The 22,261-nt window shown below is 76.8% G+C and carries 22 protein-coding genes and 1 tRNA gene; 9 read left to right on the top strand and 14 right to left on the bottom strand.

The window, feature by feature from the left end:
* The first annotated feature begins 100 nt into the window (after nt 1–100).
* Nucleotides 101–1,234, top strand: coding sequence for an endonuclease/exonuclease/phosphatase family protein (locus tag WDV86_RS06465; protein WP_339566775.1), 1,134 nt, complete (start codon nt 101–103; stop codon nt 1,232–1,234).
* Here WDV86_RS06465 and WDV86_RS06470 read toward each other — a convergent pair.
* Together WDV86_RS06470 and WDV86_RS06475 are read right to left on the bottom strand one after the other, a co-directional pair.
* Nucleotides 1,206–2,345, bottom strand: coding sequence for a hypothetical protein (locus WDV86_RS06470; protein ID WP_339566776.1), 1,140 nt, complete (start codon nt 2,343–2,345; stop codon nt 1,206–1,208). The genes WDV86_RS06465 and WDV86_RS06470 overlap by 29 nt on opposite strands.
* Nucleotides 2,346–2,365: 20 nt before the next feature.
* Nucleotides 2,366–2,773: a hypothetical protein gene (locus WDV86_RS06475; RefSeq protein WP_339566777.1), complete on the bottom strand. Its 408-nt coding sequence runs from the start codon at nt 2,771–2,773 to the stop codon at nt 2,366–2,368.
* 351 nt (nt 2,774–3,124) lie between these two features.
* Between WDV86_RS06475 and acs the strand changes: the two genes are divergently transcribed.
* The gene (gene acs, locus WDV86_RS06480; protein ID WP_339566778.1) at nt 3,125–5,107 is read left to right on the top strand and encodes an acetate--CoA ligase; all 1,983 of its coding nucleotides are present in this window, start codon (nt 3,125–3,127) and stop codon (nt 5,105–5,107) included.
* Nucleotides 5,108–5,263: 156 nt separating this feature from the next.
* Nucleotides 5,264–5,641: a phage holin family protein gene (locus tag WDV86_RS06485; protein ID WP_339566779.1), complete on the top strand. Its 378-nt coding sequence runs from the start codon at nt 5,264–5,266 to the stop codon at nt 5,639–5,641.
* A gap of 471 nt (nt 5,642–6,112) precedes the next feature.
* On the opposite strand, the gene WDV86_RS06490 is transcribed toward WDV86_RS06485, so the two are convergent.
* From WDV86_RS06490 to nth, 3 genes are read right to left on the bottom strand one after another with little or no spacing between them, the layout of a single operon-like run.
* Entirely contained in the window at nt 6,113–7,345 is a 1,233-nt protein-coding gene (locus tag WDV86_RS06490) for a MarP family serine protease (RefSeq protein WP_339566780.1), read from the bottom strand.
* On the bottom strand, nt 7,342–8,307 hold the full coding sequence (locus WDV86_RS06495; RefSeq protein ID WP_339566781.1) for an NUDIX hydrolase: 966 nt from the start codon (nt 8,305–8,307) through the stop codon (nt 7,342–7,344). The genes WDV86_RS06490 and WDV86_RS06495 overlap by 4 nt, the downstream gene beginning before the upstream one ends.
* A complete protein-coding gene (gene nth / locus WDV86_RS06500) occupies nt 8,304–9,119 on the bottom strand; it encodes an endonuclease III (protein WP_339566782.1) in 816 nt (271 codons plus the stop codon). Before nth ends, WDV86_RS06495 begins: the two co-directional genes overlap by 4 nt.
* A 406-nt stretch (nt 9,120–9,525) precedes the next feature.
* On the opposite strand from nth, the gene WDV86_RS06505 reads away from it, so the two are divergent.
* Nucleotides 9,526–10,002, top strand: coding sequence for a hypothetical protein (locus tag WDV86_RS06505; protein WP_339566783.1), 477 nt, complete (start codon nt 9,526–9,528; stop codon nt 10,000–10,002).
* 43 nt (nt 10,003–10,045) lie between these two features.
* Nucleotides 10,046–10,732, top strand: coding sequence for a Crp/Fnr family transcriptional regulator (locus WDV86_RS06510; RefSeq protein ID WP_339566808.1), 687 nt, complete (start codon nt 10,046–10,048; stop codon nt 10,730–10,732).
* Nucleotides 10,733–10,751: 19 nt separating this feature from the next.
* Here WDV86_RS06510 and WDV86_RS06515 read toward each other — a convergent pair whose 3' ends face one another.
* From WDV86_RS06515 to WDV86_RS06535, 5 genes are all read right to left on the bottom strand, one after another.
* Nucleotides 10,752–11,636: an MBL fold metallo-hydrolase gene (locus WDV86_RS06515; RefSeq protein WP_339566784.1), complete on the bottom strand. Its 885-nt coding sequence runs from the start codon at nt 11,634–11,636 to the stop codon at nt 10,752–10,754.
* Nucleotides 11,633–12,583, bottom strand: a complete 951-nt coding sequence (locus WDV86_RS06520; RefSeq protein ID WP_339566785.1) for an NUDIX hydrolase — start codon at nt 12,581–12,583, stop codon at nt 11,633–11,635. Before WDV86_RS06520 ends, WDV86_RS06515 begins: the two co-directional genes overlap by 4 nt.
* Nucleotides 12,584–12,667: 84 nt before the next feature.
* Entirely contained in the window at nt 12,668–13,159 is a 492-nt protein-coding gene (locus WDV86_RS06525) for a RidA family protein (protein WP_445262969.1), read from the bottom strand.
* Nucleotides 13,156–13,311 carry a hypothetical protein gene (locus WDV86_RS06530; protein WP_339566787.1) on the bottom strand — a complete coding sequence of 52 codons (156 nt, stop codon included), beginning with the start codon at nt 13,309–13,311 and terminating at the stop codon, nt 13,156–13,158. Before WDV86_RS06530 ends, WDV86_RS06525 begins: the two co-directional genes overlap by 4 nt.
* 9 nt (nt 13,312–13,320) lie before the next feature.
* Nucleotides 13,321–14,364 carry a DNA-formamidopyrimidine glycosylase family protein gene (locus tag WDV86_RS06535; protein ID WP_339566788.1) on the bottom strand — a complete coding sequence of 348 codons (1,044 nt, stop codon included), beginning with the start codon at nt 14,362–14,364 and terminating at the stop codon, nt 13,321–13,323.
* A gap of 188 nt (nt 14,365–14,552) precedes the next feature.
* Here WDV86_RS06535 and WDV86_RS06540 point away from each other — a divergent pair, with 188 nt between their 5' ends.
* Both WDV86_RS06540 and WDV86_RS06545 read left to right on the top strand, forming a co-directional pair.
* Nucleotides 14,553–15,668 (top strand): ArsA-related P-loop ATPase, encoded by a 1,116-nt coding sequence (locus WDV86_RS06540; RefSeq protein ID WP_339566789.1) that lies wholly within the window; start codon nt 14,553–14,555, stop codon nt 15,666–15,668.
* Complete coding sequence (locus WDV86_RS06545; protein ID WP_339566790.1) at nt 15,665–16,906, top strand: ArsA family ATPase; 1,242 nt, start codon at nt 15,665–15,667, stop codon at nt 16,904–16,906. The genes WDV86_RS06540 and WDV86_RS06545 overlap by 4 nt, the downstream gene beginning before the upstream one ends.
* A gap of 33 nt (nt 16,907–16,939) precedes the next feature.
* Here the strand turns inward: WDV86_RS06545 and WDV86_RS06550 are convergent, their stop codons facing one another.
* A complete protein-coding gene (locus WDV86_RS06550) occupies nt 16,940–17,230 on the bottom strand; it encodes a WhiB family transcriptional regulator (protein WP_445262970.1) in 291 nt (96 codons plus the stop codon).
* Between the two features lie 361 nt (nt 17,231–17,591).
* Between WDV86_RS06550 and WDV86_RS06555 the strand changes: the two genes are divergently transcribed.
* Nucleotides 17,592–19,958 carry a transglycosylase domain-containing protein gene (locus WDV86_RS06555; protein ID WP_339566792.1) on the top strand — a complete coding sequence of 789 codons (2,367 nt, stop codon included), beginning with the start codon at nt 17,592–17,594 and terminating at the stop codon, nt 19,956–19,958.
* 107 nt (nt 19,959–20,065) lie between these two features.
* Here WDV86_RS06555 and WDV86_RS06560 read toward each other — a convergent pair whose 3' ends face one another.
* Nucleotides 20,066–20,575, bottom strand: coding sequence for a GatB/YqeY domain-containing protein (locus WDV86_RS06560; protein WP_339566793.1), 510 nt, complete (start codon nt 20,573–20,575; stop codon nt 20,066–20,068).
* Nucleotides 20,576–20,658: 83 nt separating this feature from the next.
* Between WDV86_RS06560 and WDV86_RS06565 the strand changes: the two genes are divergently transcribed.
* Complete coding sequence (locus WDV86_RS06565; protein ID WP_445262971.1) at nt 20,659–21,636, top strand: metallophosphoesterase; 978 nt, start codon at nt 20,659–20,661, stop codon at nt 21,634–21,636.
* A gap of 115 nt (nt 21,637–21,751) precedes the next feature.
* Here the strand turns inward: WDV86_RS06565 and WDV86_RS06570 are convergent.
* Together WDV86_RS06570 and WDV86_RS06575 are read right to left on the bottom strand one after the other, a co-directional pair.
* A tRNA-Pro gene (locus tag WDV86_RS06570) sits at nt 21,752–21,828 on the bottom strand.
* Nucleotides 21,829–21,894: 66 nt separating this feature from the next.
* On the bottom strand, nt 21,895–22,261 hold a 367-nt coding region (locus tag WDV86_RS06575; RefSeq protein ID WP_339566795.1), incomplete at its 5' end, for an Asd/ArgC dimerization domain-containing protein.

Raw genomic sequence — 22,261 nt, forward strand, 5'->3', positions numbered from 1 at the left:
CCACCGTCCACACCGCCGGCTCTCGTCGACGGCCGGTGGTCGGCGCCTACGGTGGCGGCGTGCTCCCGGACACCGCGGCCGACGAGGACGGCGGGGCCCGGTGACGACCGAGGCGCTCGTCCTGGCCGTCACCGCCGTCGTGCTCGGGTCGGCGCTGACGGCGCTGCGCTGGTGGGACGTGCGCCCGGGCCGCCCCGGAGCCCCGCTGGTCGTGCGGGCGCAGGCGCTCGTGCCGGGCGCGGGCGCGCTCGGCGTGGTCGTCCTGGTGCCCTCGCTGGTGGCCGGGGAGGGGGTGCTGGCCGCCGCCGCCGGGGCGCTCGTGGCCGTCCACGCCGCCGTCGCCGCCCCCGCCTGGCTGGCCCGACCGCCCCGCGCGCAGGAGGACCCGGCTCCTCGGCTCCGGGTCGCCGCGCTCAACGTCTGGTACGGCCGCGCCGACGTCGAGGCCGCCGCGGCGCTGCTGCAGCGGTTGCGGCCCGACCTCGTCGCGCTCGTCGAGATCTCCCCGCCCGCCCTCGCGCACCTGGAGGAGACGGGCGCCCTGGCGCCCTACCCCTACCGCGTCGGCCGGGCCGCGGAAGGCGGTGTCGGCACCGTCCTGGCCGCCCGCTGGCCGATGGAGGAGGTCCTCACCGACGACGACGAGCTGCCCCGGCACGGCATCGTGCGCGCCCAGGTCGTCGAGCAGCAGCTGTGGGGCCTGTTCGAGCGGCCGCTGGCCGACGCGCGCGACCCGGCGAGCGACAACCCGGCGGCCCGCCTGCACCTGCCCGCTGGTGCCGGCCACGGCGGCCCGGACGGCACCGCGAGCGCGGGCGCAGCCGACGGCGCGAGCGTCCTGGTCCGTGCCGCGCACCCCTACTACCCGGCGCTGCGCGACGTCAGGCCGTGGCGGCGCCAGCTGGCCGCCCTCGAGCGGTGGTGCCGCGCGCAGACCGGGCCGGTGGTCGTGCTCGGCGACCTCAACGCGACACCTGACCACCCGGCGCTGCGGCGGCTGCTCGTGCCCGCCGGTCCCATGCGGCGGGCGGCGGCCGAGGCCGGCCGTGGGCGCCTGCCGACGTGGCCGGTCGCCGGCCCCCTCCCCGGCTTCCGCGGCCTCATCGCCCTCGACCACGTGCTCGTCGACGGGCTCGACGTCCGGGGCGCCGGCGCCCGCCGGGTCCGCGGCACCGACCACCGCGCCGTCTGGGCCGACCTGGCGCTCAGCCCCCCGAGCCGACGCAGCGCGTGACCTCCTGGGCGTACCGCCGCTCCTCCTCCCGGCGCTCCTCCTCGCGGCGGCGTCGCTCGACGTCCTGCGGCGTCCGCCGCGCCGTGCCCTGGTGGCCGGGGACCTCCCACGGGTCGACCCCCTCCTCCAGCAGCGTCGACGCGGCGTCGCGGGTCCGCTCGCCCCGCTCGAGGGGAGAGCCGGGCGACGTCGGCGGCTGGGGCCCCGTGGACGTCCCTGACCTGCGCAGGGTGCGCAGCGACCCCTTGAGGACGACGGTGTCGAGGCTCCCCTCGGCCAGCGAGGTGACCGCCGCCAGCGGGTCCTCGGCCACGAAGAGCTCCAGCTGGCTGTCCAGCACGGTCGCGACGGCGCCCGCGGCCAGGCCGATCCCCGCGGCCGCCGGCACCGGGACCGTCGTGAGGAACGCACCGGCGGCGCCGAACACGTCGGCCACCTCGGCGATCTCCTCGGCGTCTGCCCGCACGTGCTCCCCGTAGCCGTCCTGCACCCAGCGCCCGAGCCGCACGTGCGCCGGCCGCGCGGGCTCTGCCAGGAGGCCGCCCGAGCCCGGGACGCCGGAGCGGCTGCCGCCCCAGTCCGCCCTCAAGCCCTCCCCCACGACGCTTGACATCCGGCGCGCCACGAGCTCCGCGGCGTCGCAGTACTGCTCGTGCAATCGCTGGGCCTCGTGCCGCACCCCGGCCAGGGTCTCCGGCGCCAGCGCGCTGAGCAGCGACGACCCCGGCGGCCGGCCGGCCGCCGCGTCGCGCACGGCTGCTCCCCGCACGTCCCACAGGAGGTCTGGTGCGGGGTCCGGCCCCATGGCCACGACCCAGGCCCGCCGCTCCAGCGCGTCCGCCCTCTCCTGCCAGCCCACCAGCTCGTCGGCCCACCCCTCGACGGCGCCGGCGAGGTCCCCCAACGAGGCGGCGAGGACGCCCAGGCATGCCGGCAGAACGGCGACCCGTGCGCGGAAGCCGAGGGCCGCGGCGCCCCGCCACGCCGGCGCGTCGACGTGAGCCTGCTCCTCGGCGTCACGGACCCGCCGCGCCAGGGCGCGGACGTCCCCGGCCAGCCACCGCGTGCGCCGGACGTCACCGGGGCAGGGGTCCCAGCCCAGCGCAGGCATGTCCCGCGCCGCGCTGGCGATCACGGCGTGCCGCCGGCGGAGGGCGGGGTCGGCGGGTCCTGCGGCCGCGGCGACGGCTCTGGTCGCGACGCCGGGGTGGGTGGCGCCACGGCGGTGCTGGGCGACGCCTGGTAGGACGCCGCGACCCGTGCGGCGGCGCCCGCCTCGCACGCCTCGTAGGCGTCGGCGGCGCGCCCGACGTCCTCGCCCGCCGACCGGGCGACCAGCCGCAGCGCCTCGACGTGCGTGCCCCAGTCCTGCTGCGCCCGCTCCAGCTCGTCCAGCACCCGGCGGGCGCCCACCGCGACGCCGTCGGCGCCGGCCAGGCGGGCACCGGCGGCCTGGAGGTCCGCCGCGAGCAGCTCCAGCCCGGCCCGCAGCCGGAGCAGCTCGGAGGTGTCCACGCACACCGCGCCGACCTCGCCCATGCCGGACCTCCCTCTCACGCGCCGCCGTCGAGCGGGAGGTTAGGGACGCGCGGGCCGACGTGGGCGGGGGCTGTGGACAACGTCGTCGTCGCCGCGGCCGGGAGGGCTCGTCCACAGCCTCGGCCGCCCCAGGCCGGAGGCTCGGATGGTTCTCGACGAGACCGGCGAGCAAGATCGGAGCCGGTGCCGGGCTTCTCAGTGGGTCGGGCGGCTCGGTGGGTCGGACGGCTCGGTGGGTCGGGCCGCACGGCCGGTCGGGCTGCAGGGCCGACCGAGGGCAGCCCGGCGCCGACGGGTGACCCGCGGCTCCACCGGACCGAGGACCAAGCGGCCCGCGACGGAAGGACGACGATGACCAGCCAGCAGGAGCGCACGTCCCCCCAGGTGTACCCGCCGCCGCCGGACCTCGCGGCCCACGCCGTCGCGCAGGCCGAGCTGTACGAGCGAGCCGGCGCCGACCGGCTGGCCTTCTGGGCCGAGCAGGCCCGCAGCCTGCTCACCTGGGAGACCGAGCCCACGCAGACGCTCGACTGGAGCGGGGCGCCCTTCGCGCGCTGGTTCGCCGACGGCCGGCTCAACGTCGCCGTCAACTGCGTCGACCGGCACGTCGAGGCGGGCCACGGCGACCGCGTCGCGATCCACTGGGAGGGCGAGCCGGGCGACCGCCGCACGATCACCTACGCCGACCTCGCCCGCGAGGTGAAGAAGGCCGCCAACGCCCTGCTCTCCCTCGGCGTGCAGCAGGGCGACCGGGTCGCGCTGTACCTGCCGATGGTCCCCGAGGCCGTCGTCGCGATGCTCGCGTGCGCGCGCATCGGCGCCCCGCACAGCGTCGTCTTCGGCGGCTTCAGCGCCGACGCGCTGCGCAGCCGGGTCGACGACGCCCAGGCCGTCGTCGTCGTCACCGCCGACGGCGGGTACCGGCGCGGCGCCCCGTCCCCCCTGAAGGCGAACGTCGACGAGGCCCTGGCCGACCGCGCCCGCGGCGGCGGCTCCGTCCGCAAGGTCCTGGTGGTGCGCCGCACCGGCCAGGACGTCGCGTGGCACGACGAGCGCGACGTGTGGTGGCACGACGTCGTCGACGCGGCGTCCGAGGAGCACGAGGCCCCGGCCCTGGAGGCCGAGCACCCACTCTTCGTCCTCTACACGTCCGGGACGACGGGCAGGCCCAAGGGCATCCTGCACACGAGCGGCGGGTACCTCACCCAGGCCGCCTACACCCACCGCACCGTCTTCGACGTCCGCCCCGAGTCCGACGTGTACTGGTGCGCCGCCGACGTCGGCTGGGTCACCGGGCACAGCTACATCGTCTACGGGCCGCTGGCCAACGGCGTGACGCAGGTCATGTACGAGGGCACGCCCGACACCCCGACGCGCGAGCGGTGGTGGGAGGTCGTCGAGCGCTACGGCGTCACGCTGCTCTACACGGCGCCGACGACGGTCCGGACCTTCATGAAGTGGGGCGCCGACCTGCTGGAGGGCCACGACCTGTCCAGCCTGCGGCTGCTCGGCAGCGTCGGGGAGCCCATCAACCCCGAGGCCTGGACCTGGTACCGCACCCACGTCGGCTCGGGACGCACGCCCGTCGTCGACACGTGGTGGCAGACCGAGACCGGCGGGATCATGATCTCGCCGCTGCCGGGGGTCACGACGACGAAGCCGGGGTCCGCCCAGCGCGCGCTGCCGGGCATCTGCACCGCCGTCCTGGACGACACCGGGGTGCCCGTGGCCGACGGCGGCACCGGCTACCTCGTCGTCACCGAGCCGTGGCCGGGGATGCTGCGGGGCATCTGGGGCGACGCCGACCGGTACGTCGAGACGTACTGGTCCCGCTTCCCCGGGAGGTACTTCGCCGGCGACGGCGCCCGCCTGGACGAGGACGGCGACGTCTGGCTGCTCGGGCGCGTCGACGACGTCATGAACGTCTCGGGGCACCGGCTCTCGACGGCGGAGATCGAGTCGGCCCTCGTGAGCCACCCCCGCGTGGCCGAGGCGGCCGTGGTCGGGGCGAGCGACGACACGACCGGCCAGGCGGTGTGCGCCTTCGTCATCCTGCGCGCCGACGACGGCTCGCCGCCGGTGGGCGAGGAGGACACCGAGGCCCTCGTCGCCGCGCTGCGGGCGCACGTCGGCCGCGAGATCGGTCCCATCGCCAAGCCGCGGCAGGTCCTCGTCGTGGCCGAGCTGCCCAAGACCCGCTCCGGCAAGATCATGCGGCGTCTGCTGCGCGACGTCGCCGAGGGCCGCGAGACCGGCGACGTCACGACGCTCGCCGACAGCTCGGTCATGGGAAGCATCCGCGCCGGCCTGGGAGGGTCGGCGGCCGACGGCTGAGCAGGCGACCGGCGGCGGGTGCGACGTCCCAGCGGGCAGGGGCGCACGGGCGTGCGTAGGCTTCCCGCCCGGTGATCACCAGGGTGCCACCGCGCCCGACCGCCGACCGGCTCGACAGCCGCCGGCCGGCACCCGCAGGAGCAGCAGGAGGACGTAGTGGCAGACGACAGGACCGTCGGACAGCTCGTCGTCGCCGTCAAGCGCGACGTCACCGCGCTCGTGCGCAGCGAGGTCGCCCTGGCCAAGGCCGAGCTGAAGGACGACGTCAAGGCGGGGGGCGTCGGGGCCGGCCTGTTCGGCGGCGCGGCCTTCCTGGGACTCGTGGCCTTCCTCTTCCTGCTCGTCGGCGGGGCGCTCGCCCTGGCGCTGGTGCTCCCCGAGTGGGCGGCCTTCCTCGTCGTCGGCGGCGCCCTGCTCCTGCTCGCCGGCGTCCTCGCGCTCGTCGGCAAGGCGAGCCTGTCGAAGGTCTCCAAGCCCGAGCGCACCATCGCGACGGCGCAGGAGTCCGTCCAGGCGCTCAAGGGCGTCCGCTGACCTCCGGCCGGTGACGCCGCCCCGCACGAGGCCTCGGTGCCGGTGCGCGCGAGCGGGTGCGTGGCGGTCACGCGTCGACGCCGACGGCCCGGGCCGTGCGGGCGTCCGGTGCGTCGTCCGAGCCGACACGACCCGGCAAGGCACGTGGAACGCGGTCCTCGCGGGGTAGGTCCCGAGCAGGCCCCGCACGTCCGCACACCGCGGACATCGCGGGCCACCGCCCGACGAGCGCGGACTTCGCGGGCCCGGCACCGGCTCGCCGACCCTCGACGTCCGCGCCCACGCACCGGCGACAGCGCGCCAGCCCCCGAAGTCCGCGCCCCGCGGACCTCGCGGGGTAGGTCCCGAGCAGGCCCCGCAAGTCCGCACACCGCGGACATCGCGGGCCACCGCCCGACGAGCGCGGACCTCACGGGCCCGGCACCGGCGCGCCGCCCCTCGACGTCCGCTCCGACGCACCAGCGGCGGCTCTCAGCCGACGCCGGTGCAGGTCTGCGTGTCGGCCGTCTCGGACGCCGTCGCGGCCTGCTCCAGGACGGGCGCGGACTCCTGGAGCGTGAGGGCGTAGCCGGTGCCGGCGTCGTCGAGCGAGCGGGCGAAGACGACGCCGACGACGTCGCCGTCCAGGTCGACGAGAGGCCCGCCGGAGTTGCCGGGCTGGACGTCGGCGCGCAGCGCGTACACCTGCCGGACGACGCCGGGCGAGCCGTACACGTCCTCCCCGAGGGCCTGGACGACCTGCCGCACGGTGGCCGCCTCGACGTCGTACGGGCCGTCGAGCGGGAAGCCGACGACGGCGGCCGCGTCACCGGCGGCGAGCTGCTCCCCCAGCGGCAGCGGCGCTGCGGCCAGGTCGGGCACGTCGAGGACGGCGAGGTCTCGCTCAGGGTCGTAGAGGACCACCCGCGCCGGCAGGTCCGGTCCTTCCCCGGCGACCTGGACGCTCGGGGCGTCGACGCCGGCGACGACGTGGGCGTTGGTGACGACGCGGCCCGGCTCGACCACCCAGCCCGTGCCCTCGACGCCGCGGCGGCACTCCTCCGCCACGCCGCTGACCTTCACCACGCTGCCGCGCACCTGCTCGGCCACCGCCGCGGCCGCCGCCGAGGCCTCGGGGTCGGGCGGGCTGGCGGGCGCGATGTCCTCGCCGCCGTCGACGAAGACCCGCGGGAAGCCGCTCGCGGCGAGCGCCGAGCCGAGCTGGTCGAACACCTCCCCCGCGTCCACGGGGGCGGCCGCCTCGACGCGGGAGACGACCTGGCTGCCCTCGACGGCCTCGGTGAGGACGGGCGAGGGGGCCGCGCGCAGCGCCCCGGCGGAGAACCACACCATGACCAGCAGCAGCAGCAGCGACAACGCAGCGCCGAGGAGCCCGTCGAGCACCCGCAGCGGCGTCCAGGGCACGAGCTCGCGCAGCCGCGCCCCGACGGCGACCAGCAGCGCCTGCCCGAGCAGCGCGGCGACCAGCACACCGCCGAGCACCAGGACGGTGCGCTGCCACGGCGGCTCCCACCCGGCCAGCGCGTCGGGCAGGAGCGACGCCGCGAGAGCACCGGCCCCGAGGAAGCCGACGAGCGAGAGCACCCCCAGCACGAGCCCGCGCCGGAAGCCCGAGACCACGGCGAGGAGGGCGAGGACGACGACGACGAGGTCGAGCACCAGCCCGGGTGACACACCGGCCTCGGGGACGACGAGGGTGGTCATGGCGCGCCCACCGGGCCCGGGGCCGCCTGGCCACGCTGCGGTGGCCCGGCGGCCGCCACGGGCGCAGGGGCGGGCGGCGGCAGCGGGTCCAGGGCCGGCCGCAGGGCCGGGGCCGGGACGACGCGGGCGCCCTCCCACCCCGGCGCCAGCCCCGCGGCGTCCAGGAGCGCGGAGACCAGCGCGGCGGTGAAGCCCCACACGAGCAGGCCTGCACCCGAGCCGTCACGAGCGTCCACGTCGACACCAGAGCCCGCGCCGTCACGAGCGCCCGCGTCGGGGCGGGGGCCGACGTCGAAGCCAGGCCCCTCCCCCCGCAGCGTCGCCGGCTCGCCGCCGCCGGCACCGGGGAGCCGGCGGTCCCAGGTGACCCGCACGCGGCGCGACGGGTCCAGCATCTCGGCCACGGGCACGCGCAGGACCCGGACCACCTCGCCGGGGTCGCCCGCGGCGACCGGGGAGGGCACCGGCTCCCAGGCCAGGACGGGGGTGACGGCGAACCCGTCGGGCGGCACGCGCAGCGCGGGCATCGTCGCCAGCACCTGGACGCCCGCGACGTCCAGGCGCGTCTCCTCCTGCGCCTCCCGCAGGGCTGCGGCCACGGGACCGTCGTCGCCCGGGTCGAGCGCCCCGCCCGGCAGCGCCGGCTGCCCCGCGTGGGCGCGCAGCCCGGCGGCGCGCTCGAGCAGGAGCAGGTCCCCCAGGGGCTCGGCGCCGCCCTTGGGAGCCGGCACCGCCCGGCTGCCGGGAGACAGGCACACGAGCACCGCCGCCGCACGGCCCTCCCGACGACCCGACGGCGTGCCGGCCTGGACCCGGCCGAGCCCGGCGAGCGCCTGCGCCGCCCGGGGAGCGCCGGCGACGAGGTCGCGCACCCACCACGGCAGCCCGGCCGGCGCGGGCACGACGCCGGGCACCGAGGCCGCCTCGCGCGGGGGCGCGGCCCCTGCCGCACCTCCGCTCATGCCCGCCCTCGCTGCGTGACCAGCGCCGCGGCCAGCGTCGGATCTGTCTCCCCGACCCCGTAGGAGGGGCAGTCGCGCGCGACCGGGCAGGCCCCGCACGCGGGTCGCCGGGCGTGGCAGGTGCGCCGGCCGTGGAAGATCAGCCGGTGGGAGACCAGCGTCCTCGAGCGAGGCTCGACCAGGGCGTCGACGTCGCGCTCGACGGCCACCGGGTCGGTCTCCTGCGTCCAGCCCAGCCGCCGCGCCAGCCGGCCGACGTGGGTGTCGACCGTCGTCGCCGGGACCCCGAAGGCGTCGCCGAGCACGACGTTCGCCGTCTTGCGCCCGACGCCCGGCAGGCTCACGAGGTCCTCGCGCCGCCGCGGCACCTCGCCGTCGAAGTCGACGACGAGCCGCTCGGCGAGGCGCACGACCGACCCCGCCTTGGCCCGGAAGAAGCCCGTGGGCCGCAGGACGGCCTCCAGCTCGGCGCGGTCGGCGCCGGCGAGGGCGGCCGGGTCGGGCCAGCGGGCGAAGAGCGCCGGCGTCACGCCGTTGACCCGCTGGTCGGTGGTCTGCGCCGAGAGGACCGTGGCGACGAGCAGCTCGAAGGGTGTCGTGAAGGCCAGCTCGCAGCGAGCGTCGGGGTAGCGCAGGGCCAGCGCCCGGTCGACCCGGCGGGCCCGCCGCACGAGCGCCAGCCGCGAGGAGGACGGCGACCGCCGGCCACCACCGCGGCCCTGGGCGCCCGGCGGCTGCGTCGTCTCGGCCGTCACGGCCGGCGCCGCGCCGGCGTGCTCGTGCGCGGCGGGTCGCGCGTGGAGGCCGGGCACGGCACGACAGTACGGGGGCTCGCCGACAGCCCCGGAGGTCCACGCGCCGTCCGTGCCCCACACGTGCCCCGCCCGTGCCCCCAGACATGCCCCCAGACATGACCCCAGACATGCCCCCCGACGTGCCTCACGACGCGAGACCCCCCTGGCCGGCCGCCGTCAGGGTCCGCCCGCGGGGCGGCGGCGCGAGTGGGCGCAGCGGTGCGCGCCCGCCGTGGCGACGGCACGACAGACGGCGCACGCTCCGCCCCGGCGACGTCCTCGCCCCTGTGCCGCAGCGGCTCTGGGCCCGAGCGCGGCCTGCGCTCACCCGGACGCGCCGTCGCTCCCCCGACCGCCCCGGCGCTCGGGTGAGCGGCACCCGGCCGCTCTCAAGACACCTCGGGGCCTCGACGACACCCTGACCATGGACGGTCAGGAGACTTTCAGGCGCGAGCGCGCCGAGCTCGTCGCGCGCGCCGAACGGCTGCGCCTATGGGCACGGCTGGTGCGCGCCCGGACGGACCTGCTGGTCGCCCAGCTGTGCCCGCCGACCGGCGAGGAGGGCGAGCTCGACGAGGACGTCGCCGCCCTGGCGGCGCTCGTCCTGCGTGCCGACGGGGCGCCGCTGGACCGCACCGAGCACCTGCTGGCCCTCCGCGAGGCCCGCGACGTCCTGCGCCTGCTGGAGGACGAGCTCTACGACCGGCTGTGCTGGTCGACCGCCCAGATGGTCCTCGACAGCTCGACCGATGCTGCCGTCGGCCGCCGGGACGGCGAGGACGCGCGTGTCATCGCCATCCCCCGTCCCCGCCCCGCGCACGACCCCGGCGGTGACCTGGCCCTCCCGGCCGGGACGGCCAGCCCTCCCGACGCTGCGCGGGGCTGGCACACTCCCGCCTGAGACGAGCCGCACCAGGCGGCGGACCGTGCAGGAGGCTGGTGGGTTGGACCCGGTGGTGCGCCAGGCCGCGCTCTTCAGCGGGGTCTCCTCCGAGGCCGCCGAGGCGCTCATGGCCACGATGTCGCCGGTCGGGCTGGGCCGCGGCGAGGTGCTCTTCGTCGAGGGCGACGAGGGCGACCGGCTCTACGTCATCGTCTCCGGCACCGTGAAGCTCGGCCGCCGCGCGCCGGACGGCCGGGAGAACCTCCTCGCGGTCCTCGGGCCGAGCGAGATGCTCGGCGAGCTGTCCCTCTTCGACCCGGGACCGCGGACGGCGACGGCGACGGCCGTCACGCCCGTCGCCCTCGCCGGCCTGGGGCCGCAGGAGCTCGAGCGGTGGCTCGACGGCCGCCCCGAGGTGGCGCGCCACCTGCTGCGCGCGCTCGCGCGGCGGCTGCGCCGCACCAACGACTCCGTCGCCGACCTCGTCTTCACCGACGTGCCCGGCCGGGTCGCCAAGATGCTGCTGGACCTCGGCGACCGCTTCGGCGTCCTGCGCGACCCCGCAGAGGGCGCCGGCCGCCACGTGCCCCACGGGCTCACCCAGGAGGAGCTGGCCCAGCTCGTCGGCGCCTCCCGCGAGACCGTCAACAAGGCCCTCGCCGACTTCTCCACCCGCGGCTGGATCCGCCTCGAGGGTCGCGCCGTCGTCCTGCTCGACGACGAGCGCCTGGCCCGGCGGGCTCGTTGACGTCGGTCCCCGCGCGGCGTCAGGCCCGGTCGGCCAGGTAGGCCAGCGCGGCGGACGCCGTCCGCTCGGCCGCCGGGCGCAGCTCGTCCGCCAGGTCGGGGTAGACGACGTCGACGACGTCGGAAGGCGTGCGCGCACCCACCCGCTGCGCGGCGGTGACCTCCTCGACGCGCCGCAGCCGGTGCGCCGTGTACCGGGCGAGGACCTGGGCGGGCGCGCGCAGCACCGGGCCGTGCCCGGGCAGCAGCAGGTCCACCTGCTCGCGCTCGACGACGTCGGCCAGCCGCGCGAGCGTCGCCAGGTACGCGCCGAGGTCGCCGTCCGGGTGCATGACGACGCTCGTCCCGCGGCCGAGGACGGTGTCCCCCGTCAGCAGGGCGGCGGCCCCCGGCGAGCGCAGGAGCAGGCACACCGAGTCGGCGGTGTGCCCAGGCGCCGCGACGACGGCGAGACGTGCTCCCGCGCAGGGGAACTCCGCGCCGTCCGACAGAGAGGCCGCACCGTCGAGCAGACCGGCACCGGCGACCCGCAGCGCGGGGTCGACGGCGAGCACGGGCACGGAGCCGGCGGCCCCGCCGGCCAGCCGGGCGAAGTGACGGGCACCGCCGGTGTGGTCGGCGTGGTGGTGGGTGAGCACGACGAGGGCGACCCCGCCGTGCTCCTCGCGGGCGACCTGCAGCACCGCCGCCAGGTGCGCCCGGTCGGCGGCGGTCTCCTCGGGGCCGGGGTCGACGACGACGGCCGGCCCCGCGCCCGGCGCCCCGAGCACCCACGTGTTGGTGCCGTCGAGCGTCATCGGGCCCGGGTTCGGCGCGAGCACGCACCGCGCGTGCGCCGTCACGCGGCCACCGCGCCACGGCGGCCCCTCCGCCGCCTCGCCCGAGGTGGCGGTGGCGGCGCTCACACCGACCCCACCGGGTCGGGGTGCTCGGGCAGGTCGGCGAGCAGGTGCAGGTCGTCCGGCGCCCCGGCCACCCGCGGGAGCACCGCGGCGAGGGAGCGCCTCGTCCCCAGCAGCGCCGCGAGGTCCGGTGCGGCCGCGAGCTCCTCCAGCGCCACCCGCGTCGGCGGCAGCAGCCGGACCTGCCCGCGGGCCTCGGCGTCGAGCACCTCCGACGGCCGCCACCACCGGCCCTCGACCGCCTCGGACGCGTGCCCGTCCTCCCCGACGTGCCGCGCCCGCGCGGCGGACGGGACGGCCGCGAGGAAGAACCACGTGTCGTGCCGGCGCTCGGCCGGCTCGGGCGTCGTCCACCGCGCCCACGGCCGCAGGAGGTCGCTGCGCAGCGCCAGGCCCCTGCGGCGCAGCAGCTCCGACAGCGCGACCTCCCGGCGGGCCAGCGCGGCCCGCTCGGCGTCCTCCCGCCCGGCGGGCAGCCCCACGCCGCCCGACCCGGCGGCGCCCGACCCGACGACACCCGACCCGGCGGCGTCCGGCTGGGCGCCGGCGACCTCGGCGAGCAGGACGCCGGACTCCTCGTAGGTCTCCCGCACGGCCGCGCACAGCAGCGCCGCGGCGTCCTCGTCGGCCAGCCCCAGGCGGCGCCCCCAGCCCTCGACGGGCGCACCCCGCCAGGGCACGTCAGGGTCGGCGTCCCGCTCGTCGAGCCCGCCGCCGGGGAAGGCGGTGACCCCGGGCGCCGAGGGGAGCCCGTCGGCGCGCCGCAGCAGCCACACCTCGACGCCGTCGCCCGAGGCGTCCGCCCCGAGGCCGGGGCGCGACCCGGCGGCCGTGGCGGCCTCGCGCACGAGCATCACGGTGGCGGCCGTGACCGGCTCGGCCGGCGGCACCGGAACCCCGCGCTCCACCCGGGCGCGCAGGTCCGGGGCGATCGGGAAGCGACGGAGCACGCGGGGCCTCCTCGGACGAGCGGGGCCTCAGCGGTCGCCGCTCACGACGTCAACGGGCAGCAGGGCGTCAACGGGCAGCGGGCGTCAACGGACGACGAGCGCCTGCAGCTCGACCTCGACGGGCGCGTCGAGCGGCAGCACGGCCACGCCGACGGCGCTGCGGGCGTGGGTGCCGGCGTCGCCGAGCACCTCGCCGAGCAGGTGGCTCGCGCCGTTGACGACGGCCGGCTGGCCGGTGAAGGCCGGCGCGCTCGCGACAAAGCCGACGACCTTGACGACGCGGACGTCGTCGAGGCTCTCCCCCTCGCCCAGCACCGAGGCCACCGCGGCCAGCGCGTTGAGCGCGCAGACGCCGGCGAGGTCGGCGGCGGCGGCGGGGCTGACCAGCCCGGTGGCCGAGCCCTCGCCGACCTTGCCGGCCGCGACGAGCGCGCCGTCGCGCAGAGGCAGCTGCCCCGAGGTCCAGACGACGTCGCCCACCCGCACGGCGGGCTGGTAGGCCGCCAGCGGGGGGACGACGTCGGGCAGCCGCAGCCCGAGGTCGGCCAGCCGGTCGAGGGCGCCCACGCCGCTCAGCCCTTGGGGCGCTTGAGGTAGGCGACGAGCCCGTTGCCGTCGGGCCCGGGGATGACCTGCACGAGCTCCCAGCCCTCCTCGCCGAAGTTGTCGAGGATCTGCTTGGTCGCGTGGACGATGAGCGGCGCCGTCATGTACTCCCACTGCTGCATGGCCGGACCCTAGCCGTGCGCCCGTCCTGCCGGCCCGTGCGCCCGCGGGCCCCCCGACCCACCCTGCCGGACGCCCTGCGACCCACCCTGCCGGCCGCCCTGCCGCCCACCCTGCCGCCCGCCCTGCCGTGCCCGGTCGGCCGGGGCCCCCGGGAGTCCGGCGCCCGGCTCGGGCGCGCCCGCCACCAGCCCGTGGTGGCGGGCCGGCTCGGCCCGGACGGCGGGCTCCGGCTGGCAGCGCGGGCACCACCAGGTGCGGCGCTGCTCGGGGTCGCCGGCGACCTCGGCGCGCACGCGCACGGTCGTCCGGCAGCGTAGGCAGGGCTTGCCCGCCCGGCCGACGACCCAGTGGGTGCGCCCGCGGCGGGTGTCGCCCGTCGTCACCTGGTAGGCCCCCGGGGCGGTCACCGAGTGCCGCAGCATCCGCGCGAGCAGGGCCAGCAGGGGCGGCAGGTCGACCTCCCCCACGGGCGTCCACGGGTCCAGGCCCCGCAGGTAGCAGCTCTCGTCGGCCCACAGGTTGCCGACGCCGGCGAGGTTGCGCTGGTCCAGCAGGGCGGCCTTGACGCCGCGCCCCGGCTGGGCGGCCAGGCGCCGCAGCGCCTCCTCGGCGCCGGCCCCGGACCAGCTCTCCGCGAGCAGGTCCGGGCCGAGGTGCCCGACGACGCCGTCCTCGGCGGCGGTGGGCAGCAGCTCGACGACGGGCATGGAGAGGGCCGCCGCCGTCGGCCCGCGTGCGTCGTCGGCCAGCCCGGGCCCGCCCGTGGTCGAGAGCAGCACGCGCACGTCCGGCTGCACCGCCCGCGGCAGCACCTTGCCGGGGGCGAGCACGGTCCAGGAGCCGTCCATCCGCAGGTGCGTGTGCAGCGTGACGCCACCGGCGAAGCGCGTCAGCAGGTGCTTGCCGACCGACGCCGTCCCCAGCACCGCCCGGCCCGCGAGGTCGGCGGTGGCGTGCTGCGGCACCCGCAGGTCGCTGCGCGCCACGGTGGTGCCCGCCAGCCGCGCGTCCAGCGTCCGCGCGAGGAGGTAGATGCTGTCTCCCTCCGGCACCCCCCGATCCTCCCCCGCCTGCCCCGCCCGCAGCACGTCGACGACGGCTAGGACCACGGCCGTCGGCGCGGCACGACGAGAGCGCGCGCCTGCTCGGAGCCCGTCGTGGGGGGACCGCGAGTCCGACGTGCGGACGAGCAGGGCCTACGCCCTGCACCCCCCGCGTGCCCGTGCGTAGGTTGGCCGCCATGCCGGAGCCGGAGGACCGCCGCGAGCCGCGCGGCGGCATCGCCCCGGCGGGCCCGCACGACGAGCGGCTGCTCTTCCCCGGCACCCGGCTGCACGTCGTGACCGGCAAAGGCGGCACGGGCAAGACCACGACGGCGGCCGCGCTCGCCGTCGCGCTCTCCCGCGGAGGGCGCCGGGTCCTGCTGTGCGAGGTCGAGGACCGCCAGGGCATCGCCCGGCTCTTCGACGTCCCCCCGCTGCCCTACGAGGAGCGGACCATCGCGGCCACCGCGGACGGCGGCGAGGTGGTCGCGCTCGCCGTCGAGCCCCGGGCGGCGCTGCTGGAGTACCTCGCGACCTTCTACAAGCTGGGCCGGGCCGGGCGGGCGCTGGACAAGGTCGGCGCCATCGACTTCGCCACCACGGTGGCGCCGGGCGTCCGCGACGTCCTGCTCACCGGCAAGGTGTACGAGGCGGTGCGCCGCCGCGGGGGTCGCGGCACGGGTCGGGACGGCGGCGACACGAAGCAGCGCCGGGACGGCGCCGACGACCCGCGCCAGCACACCTTCGACTCCGTCGTGCTCGACGCGCCCCCGACCGGTCGCATCGGCCGCTTCCTCAACGTCAACTCCGAGGTCTCGGGCATCGCGCGGATGGGGCCCGTCGCGAGCCAGGCCGACTCGGTCATGCGCGTCCTGCGCTCGCCCCACACCCGCGTGCACCTCGTGACCCTGCTCGAGGAGATGCCCGTGCAGGAGACCCTCGACGGCGTCGCCGAGCTGCAGGCGGCACGCCTGCCCGTCGGGGCCGTGGTCGTGAACCAGATCCGCAGCGACACGCTGCCGCTGGAGCTGCTCGACGGCGCCCTCTCCGGCGCCGTGCCCGCCTCGGCCGTGCGCGCCGGGCTCGTGGAGGCCCGCCTCGTCCGCGGCGACGCGCCGGGCACGACCCTGGTCGACGGCCTGCTCGCCGAGGCCCGTGAGCACGACGAGCGGCTCGCCCTCCAGGAGCAGCAGCAGCAGGCGCTCGAAGCCGTCGGGCGTCCGCTGGTCGAGCTGCCCCAGCTGCCGGGCGGCGTCGCCCACCGCGGCCTGGAGGTCCTCGCCGACCGGCTCACGGCCCAGGGCCTCGCGTGAGCGCGCCCGCGCCGACGAGCAGCACCCCTTCCCTCGACGCCCCCGCCCTGGACGTCGACGCGCTGCTGGACGACCGCGGCACGTCCGTGCTCGTCTGCTGCGGCAGCGGCGGGGTCGGCAAGACGACGAGCGCCGCCGCCCTGGCCCTGCGCGCGGCCGAGCGGGGGCGCCGCGTCGTCGTCCTCACCATCGACCCCGCCCGGCGGCTGGCCCAGTCCCTCGGGCTGGAGGAGCTGGACAACACCCCCCGCCCGGTCGCCGACGTCGACACCCGGGCCGGCGGCAGCCTCGACGCGATGATGCTCGACATGAAGCGGACCTTCGACGAGGTCGTCGAGGCCCACGCCAGCCCCCAGCGGGCGAAGGCCATCTTCGAGAACCCCTTCTACGAGGCGATGTCCTCCTCCTTCTCCGGCACGAGCGAGTACATGGCCATGGAGAAGCTCGGCCAGCTGCGCTCGCGGGCGAGCGTCCCGGGCGGGGACGGCAGCGAGCCGTGGGACCTCGTCGTCGTCGACACCCCGCCGAGCCGCTCGGCGCTGGACTTCCTCGACGCCCCCCGCCGCCTGTCGTCCTTCCTCGACGGCCGTTTCATCCGCCTGCTGCTCGCGCCGGCCCGCGCGGGCGGGCGCGCCTACGTCAAGGTCCTCTCCGGCGCCGTGAGCAGCGTGACGGGCGCGATGTCGCGCGTCCTCGGCGCCCAGTTCCTCGACGACCTTCAGGCCTTCGTCGCCGGTCTCGACGCCGTCTTCGGCGGGTTCCGCGAGCGCGCCGAGAAGACCTACGCGCTGCTGGCCAGCCCCGGCACCGCCTTCCTCGTCGTCGCGACGCCGGAGGAGGACGCCCTGCGCGAGGCGGCCTACTTCGTCGACCGGCTGGGCCGCGAGGGCATGCCGCTGGCCGGTCTCGTCCTCAACCGCGTGCAGACGACGGAGCTGCCACGCCTGTCGGCCGAGCGCGCCTGGGCGGCCGTCGTCCAGCTGGAGGACCTCGACGGCGGCGGCGAGGACGGGACGGCGCCCGAGACGCTCTCCCGCGGGGACCACGCCCTCGCGGCGGGCCTGCTGCGCCTGCACGCCGCCCGGATGCGGCGGCTGGAGCGCGAGCAGCAGCTGGCGGGCGCCTTCGCCGTCGAGCACCCGGGCATCGCCCTCGTGCAGGTGCCGGCGCGCCCGAAGGACGTGCACGACCTCGACGGCCTGCGGTCGGTCGCCGCAGACCTCGGCAGGGCGACCTGAGGCAGGGCTGCCCGAAGGCTGCCCGGAGCCGGCTCAGCGGCGGCGGGGCACCCGCTGGGCCGGCACCTCCGCGTCGAACTCCTCGCGCGAGGAGACGAGCAGCTGCTTCCACGACGCGACGTCGGGGCGACGCCGGAGCATGGCCCTGCGCTCGCGCTCGGTGGCGCCACCCCAGACGCCGTGCTCGTTGCGGCTGTCGAGCGCGTCCGCGAGGCACTGGCGCCGCACGGGGCAGGTCCAGCAGGCCTGCTTGACGAGGTGCTGCTCGGCGCCGCGGACGAAGAGCGCGTCGGGGTCGCCGCCGCGGCACGTCGCGTCGTCCATCCACGAGCGGTCCGTCCACAGCCGCGCCCCGACCAGCCCGAGGACGTCCCGACCGGTCTCCACGCTCGTCGTGATGCTCATGCTCTCCCCGTCAGCTCTTCTGCGACGTCGCGGTCCCCGTGGACCGCGGCGGTCGTGCTCGCCGTCGCTGCAGGTCGGGTGGACATCTGCCGACCAACCCGCTCACCGGCGCACAAAGGACGCTAGGGCGGCGCACGGTCAGGGCACAGGGACCGTCGGGACCACTCGCGGGTGAGATCTGGACCGCCGACGACGGCGTCCGCCTAGTCCGCACGGACTAGTCACCCCGCGGCCTCAGGCCTCCCGGGGGCCGGACGGGCGGCCACGTACCCTGAGAGGCATGCATCGTGACCCGAGCAGCCCAGCGCCGGGGTCCCCCGGCCCCGGGGACGCCCACGACGTGCACCCGTCCGAGCGTCCTGGTGACCGTGGCCAGGCGCCCTCCTCCGCCGGGCGCACGTCACGGGCGACGGGTGCCGCCCGTCGCCCCGTCGGTGCGGCCGGGTCGGTCGGCACCGGCCTGGCGACCCTCGTGGGTGCCGGCGTCGTCGCCGGCCTCCTCGTCGCCGGCCTGGCCGTCCCCGTGGTCGCCACGGCCGGCGCGGGCGCTGACGCCGCCGTCGAGACCTTCGAGGACCTGCCGACCCAGCTGGACCCCTCCGCCCTGCCGGTGCGCTCGACGATCCGCTTCGCCGACGGCCGTCCCATGACGGGCTTCTACGCCGAGAACCGCGTCGTCGTCCCGCTCGATGCCATGGCGCCGGTGGTGCGCGACGCCGTCATCGCCATCGAGGACGAGCGCTTCTACGAGCACGGCGGCGCCGACGCGCAGGGCATCGCCCGCGCCTTCGTCAACAATCTCCGGGGCGACAGCACGCAGGGCGCCTCGACGCTGACGCAGCAGTGGATCAAGAACGTGCTGCTGCAGCAGGCGCGGGAGGCCGACGACCAGGAGGCCATCGAGGCGCTCACGACGCCGGACGAAGCCCGCAAGATCCGCGAGATCCGCCTCGCCATCGCGGCGGAGGAGGAGTACTCGAAGGACCAGATCCTCGAGAACTACCTCAACATCGCCCTCTTCGGCTCCAACACCTACGGCGTCGAGGCGGCCTCGCAGTACTACTTCAGCAAGCCGGCGGCCGAGCTGGAGCTCCAGGACGCAGCCTTGCTCGCCGGCATGATCCAGAACCCCTCGCTCTACGAGCCCACGCGCAACCCCGAGGACGCGGAGAACCGGCGCGACACCGTGCTGCGCAACATGCTGCAGCAGGGCCGGATCGACCAGGCCCAGCACGACGCCGCCGTGGCGATCTCCGTGCCGGACCAGCTGCAGGTGAGCCCGGCCCCCAACGGTTGCGCGCCGGCCCGCAGCGCTGCCTACTTCTGCGACTACGTCGTCCAATCGATACTGCAAGACCCAGCCTTCGGCGAGGACCGCGACGCCCGCGTGCGGGCCCTGTACCGCGACGGCATCGACGTGACGACGACGATGGAGCAGAGCCGGCAGGCTGCCGCCAACGATGCCGTCCTCGACACCGTGCCCTTCGACGACGCGTCCGAGGTCGGCGCCTCGCTGGTTTCCGTCGAGCCCGGCACCGGCAAGGTGCGGGCGATGGCGCAGAATCGCCTTTACGCCATGGGACCGACGGACGAGCGCGGCTACTCGAACCTCAACTACAACGTCGACGCCGCTCTCGGTGGCGGCAACGGCTTCCAGCCAGGCTCGAACTGGAAGCCCTTCACGCTGGTGGCGTGGCTGCAGGACGACCGCACGCTGCGCACCAGTGTGCCTGGCGCCTCCTTCCGGGAGACCTACCAGATTCCCGACTTCACCTCGTGCGTCAACCTCCGGGGGGGAGATCCGGACTACCCCGTGACCAACAGCGTCCCCACCGGTCAGAGCCGGATGAGCGTCCTCGAGGCGACGTACAGCTCGGTAAATACCGTTTACCTCAACATGGCCGAGCAGCTCGACCTGTGCGACATCCGCGATGTTGCAGCTTCCATGGGTGCCCACCCGGCGTCCGGCGGAGTCCTCGCCGACCAGTCCAGGAGCGCCTTCCCCTCAGCGGTGCTCGGAAGCGTGGAGGTCGCGCCGCTCACCATGGCGGCCGCCTACGCCACCTTGGCCAGCGGCGGCACCTACTGCCCACCGACGGGGATCGAGAGCACGGTCGACCGAGACGGCCAGCCGATCGAGGCGACCGTCGCTCCGTGCACGCAGCCGCTGGGGACGGCAGACCACACGGGAAGCGAGATCGCGAATACCGCGACCTGGGCGATGGAGAATGTCTTCACCCGAGGAACCGCCCGTCGCGTCGGCGGCATCGGTCGGCCAGCGGCCGGCAAGACGGGGACCACCGACGGCCTCGTCCAGACGTGGTTCTCGGGCTACACGCCGCAACTGGCGACGACGACGTGGGTGGGCCAGCCGGACGACCCGACCATCTCGTTGAGCGACGTCACGATCAACGGCGTCCGCAGCGACGTCTTCGGGTCGACCTACGCCGCGCCGATGTGGCGCGACTACATGCTCGAGGCCATGGACGGCGTGCCGGTCGTCGACTTCGGCCCACCGGACTGGAGCCTGGTCGGCCGCGCCTCATCCAGCTCCGACGACGACTCCTCGAGCAACGGCTCATCAGGCAGCAGCTCCTCGGGCAGCAGCTCCTCGGGCAGCAGCTCTGACGACGAGGACGACGACTGACATCCAGCGGCTCTTGACGCGACGACGGCCCGGCCACCGTGGGGGGCTGGGCCGTCGTCGTCCCGGGCGCGCGGTCGTCGGTCGTCCTGGCGTGCCCGAGCCGTGGGTCAGCGGGCGGCGCCCAGCTGGCGGCGCACCTCGGCAGCCACCCGGCCGCCGTCGGCGAGCTGCCCGACCCGCGGGCGGACGGCACCCATGACCGCCCCCATCGCGGCCATGCCGGTCCGCCCCTGGGCCTGGGCGGCGGCGACCTCCTCGGCGACGAGCGCGGCGAGGGCGTCGTCGTCCAGCTGGGCGGGCAGGTAGGTCTCGACGACGTCGGCCTCGGCCCGCTCCCGGTCGGCGCGGTCCGCCCGACCGGCGTCGTCATAAGCCGTCGCGGAGTCACGCCGCTTCTTCGCCTCGGAGCGCAGCACGCCGAGCACCTCGTCCTCGGTGAGCTCACGGGCGCTCTTGCCCGCCGACTCGGCCGTCCGGACGGCGGTGAGCAGCGAGCGCAGCGTCGTCAGGTGGAGCTCGTCCCGGGCGCGCATGGCGGTCGTGAGGTCGGCCTGCAGCTGGTCCTTGAGGCCGGTGGCGGGCATGCTCGCGGGGTCGGCGGGGGTCGGTGCGCTCATGGCGGCGATCCTCGCAGCAGACTGCCTCCGTGCCCACGACGTATCCCTCCCGCCCCGGCCGGACCCGACGACGTCCCTCCGGCCTGAGACGTGCCGTCCGCACCGCCGGGCTCGCCGGCGCCGTCACCGTGGGGTCGGGCGCCGCCGCCCTGGCCTGGGGCGCCGGCTACGAGGTGCGCTCCCCGCGGCTCCGCCGCGTCGAGGTGCCCGTCCTGCCTCCCGGGCAGCCGCCGCTGCGGGTGCTGCACCTGTCCGACCTCCACCTGACCCCCGAGCTGCGGCGCGTGCCCGCCTGGGTCGAGGGACTCGCCGACCTCGAGCCCGACCTCGTCGTCGACACCGGCGACCACCTGTCCAGCCCCGACGCCGTCCCGACGGTCCTGCGGTGCCTCGACCGGCTGCTGGACCGGCCTGGCGTCTTCGTCCTCGGCAGCAACGACCGGCACGGGCCCAAGCGGGCCAACCCGCTCCTGTACCTCCGCGGCCCTTCGCGCCTCACGCCCGACCGCGAGCCGCTGCCGACGCAGGACCTCGTCGACGGCCTCACGAGCCGCGGCTGGGTCGACCTCGACAACGCGCGCGCCGTCGTCGACGTCGCGGGTCGCCGGGTGCGCCTCGTCGGCGTGGACGACCCGCACATCGGGCTCGACCGCTACGACGACGTTCGCTCGCCCACCCCCGACCAGGCCGCCGCGGAGGAGGGCGCCGACGTCGCCCTCGGCGTGCTGCACGCCCCCTACCGGCGGGTCCTGGACCCCATGGCCGACGACGGCCTGGACCTTCTGCTGGCCGGCCACACCCACGGCGGGCAGGTCTGCGTGCCCTTCGTGGGCGCCCTCGTCACCAACTGCGACGTGCCCCGCCGCTGCGCCAGCGGCCTGCACCGGTGGCGGTCGGGCCAAGGGCCCGTGCCGGCACCGCTGCTCGCCGCGGCCGGGCCGAGCGCGGGCGAGACCTGGCTCAACGTCTCCGCCGGGCTGGGGACCTCCCCCCACGCGCGGGTGCGCTTCGCCTGCCCGCCGGAGGCCACGCTGCTCACCCTGGTGGCGCGCACCGTCTGAGGCCACCGGCCCACGACCCACCCCCCGCGACGCCGTCCCTGGCAAGGGTCACAGGGCTGGGACGGGCAGAGACGACGACGGCCGGCCTCCCGCGAGGGAGACCGGCCGTCGGACGTGGTCGGGGTGACAGGATTTGAACCTGCGACCTCCTCGTCCCGAACGAGGCGCGCTACCAAGCTGCGCCACACCCCGGTGGAGCGGGGCAAGCCTAGCCGAGGCGCGAGGGTGCCCCCGCCTGCCTGAGCCCCAGCCAGGGGCTCAGGCCGCGGTGAGCTCTGCGGCCACGAGCTCGGCGATCTGCGCGGTGTTGAGCGCGGCGCCCTTGCGCAGGTTGTCCCCGCACACGAAGAGCTCGATGGTGTCGGGGAAGTCCTTGGCCTGGCGCAGCCTCCCCACGAAGGTCGGGTCGGCACCGACGACGTCGGCCGGCGTCGGGAAGTCGCCCTGCGCCGGGTCGTCCACGACGACGACGCTCGGGGCCTCGACGAGGGCCTGCCGGGCCTCCTCCACGGTGATGGACCGCTGGAAGGTCGCGTGCACGACGAGGGAGTGCGTCGTCACGACCGGCACGCGCACGCACGTCGCCGAGACCTTGAGGTCGGGGATGCCGAGGATCTTGCGCGAC

The organism is Pseudokineococcus sp. 1T1Z-3, from assembly GCF_037482365.1.
Classification (GTDB): domain Bacteria; phylum Actinomycetota; class Actinomycetes; order Actinomycetales; family Quadrisphaeraceae; genus Pseudokineococcus.

Coding starts and splice junctions, on each gene's coding strand:
- WDV86_RS06470 (WP_339566776.1), bottom strand. CDS start 2,345: ATGCCTGCGCTGGGCTGGGACCCCTGCCCCGGTGACGTCCGGCGCACG.
- WDV86_RS06475 (WP_339566777.1), bottom strand. CDS start 2,773: ATGGGCGAGGTCGGCGCGGTGTGCGTGGACACCTCCGAGCTGCTCCGG.
- acs (WP_339566778.1), top strand. CDS start 3,125: ATGACCAGCCAGCAGGAGCGCACGTCCCCCCAGGTGTACCCGCCGCCG.
- WDV86_RS06490 (WP_339566780.1), bottom strand. CDS start 7,345: ATGACCACCCTCGTCGTCCCCGAGGCCGGTGTGTCACCCGGGCTGGTG.
- WDV86_RS06495 (WP_339566781.1), bottom strand. CDS start 8,307: ATGAGCGGAGGTGCGGCAGGGGCCGCGCCCCCGCGCGAGGCGGCCTCG.
- WDV86_RS06505 (WP_339566783.1), top strand. CDS start 9,526: ATGGACGGTCAGGAGACTTTCAGGCGCGAGCGCGCCGAGCTCGTCGCG.
- WDV86_RS06530 (WP_339566787.1), bottom strand. CDS start 13,311: ATGCAGCAGTGGGAGTACATGACGGCGCCGCTCATCGTCCACGCGACC.
- WDV86_RS06540 (WP_339566789.1), top strand. CDS start 14,553: ATGCCGGAGCCGGAGGACCGCCGCGAGCCGCGCGGCGGCATCGCCCCG.
- WDV86_RS06550 (WP_445262970.1), bottom strand. CDS start 17,230: ATGGACGACGCGACGTGCCGCGGCGGCGACCCCGACGCGCTCTTCGTC.
- WDV86_RS06555 (WP_339566792.1), top strand. CDS start 17,592: ATGCATCGTGACCCGAGCAGCCCAGCGCCGGGGTCCCCCGGCCCCGGG.
- WDV86_RS06560 (WP_339566793.1), bottom strand. CDS start 20,575: ATGAGCGCACCGACCCCCGCCGACCCCGCGAGCATGCCCGCCACCGGC.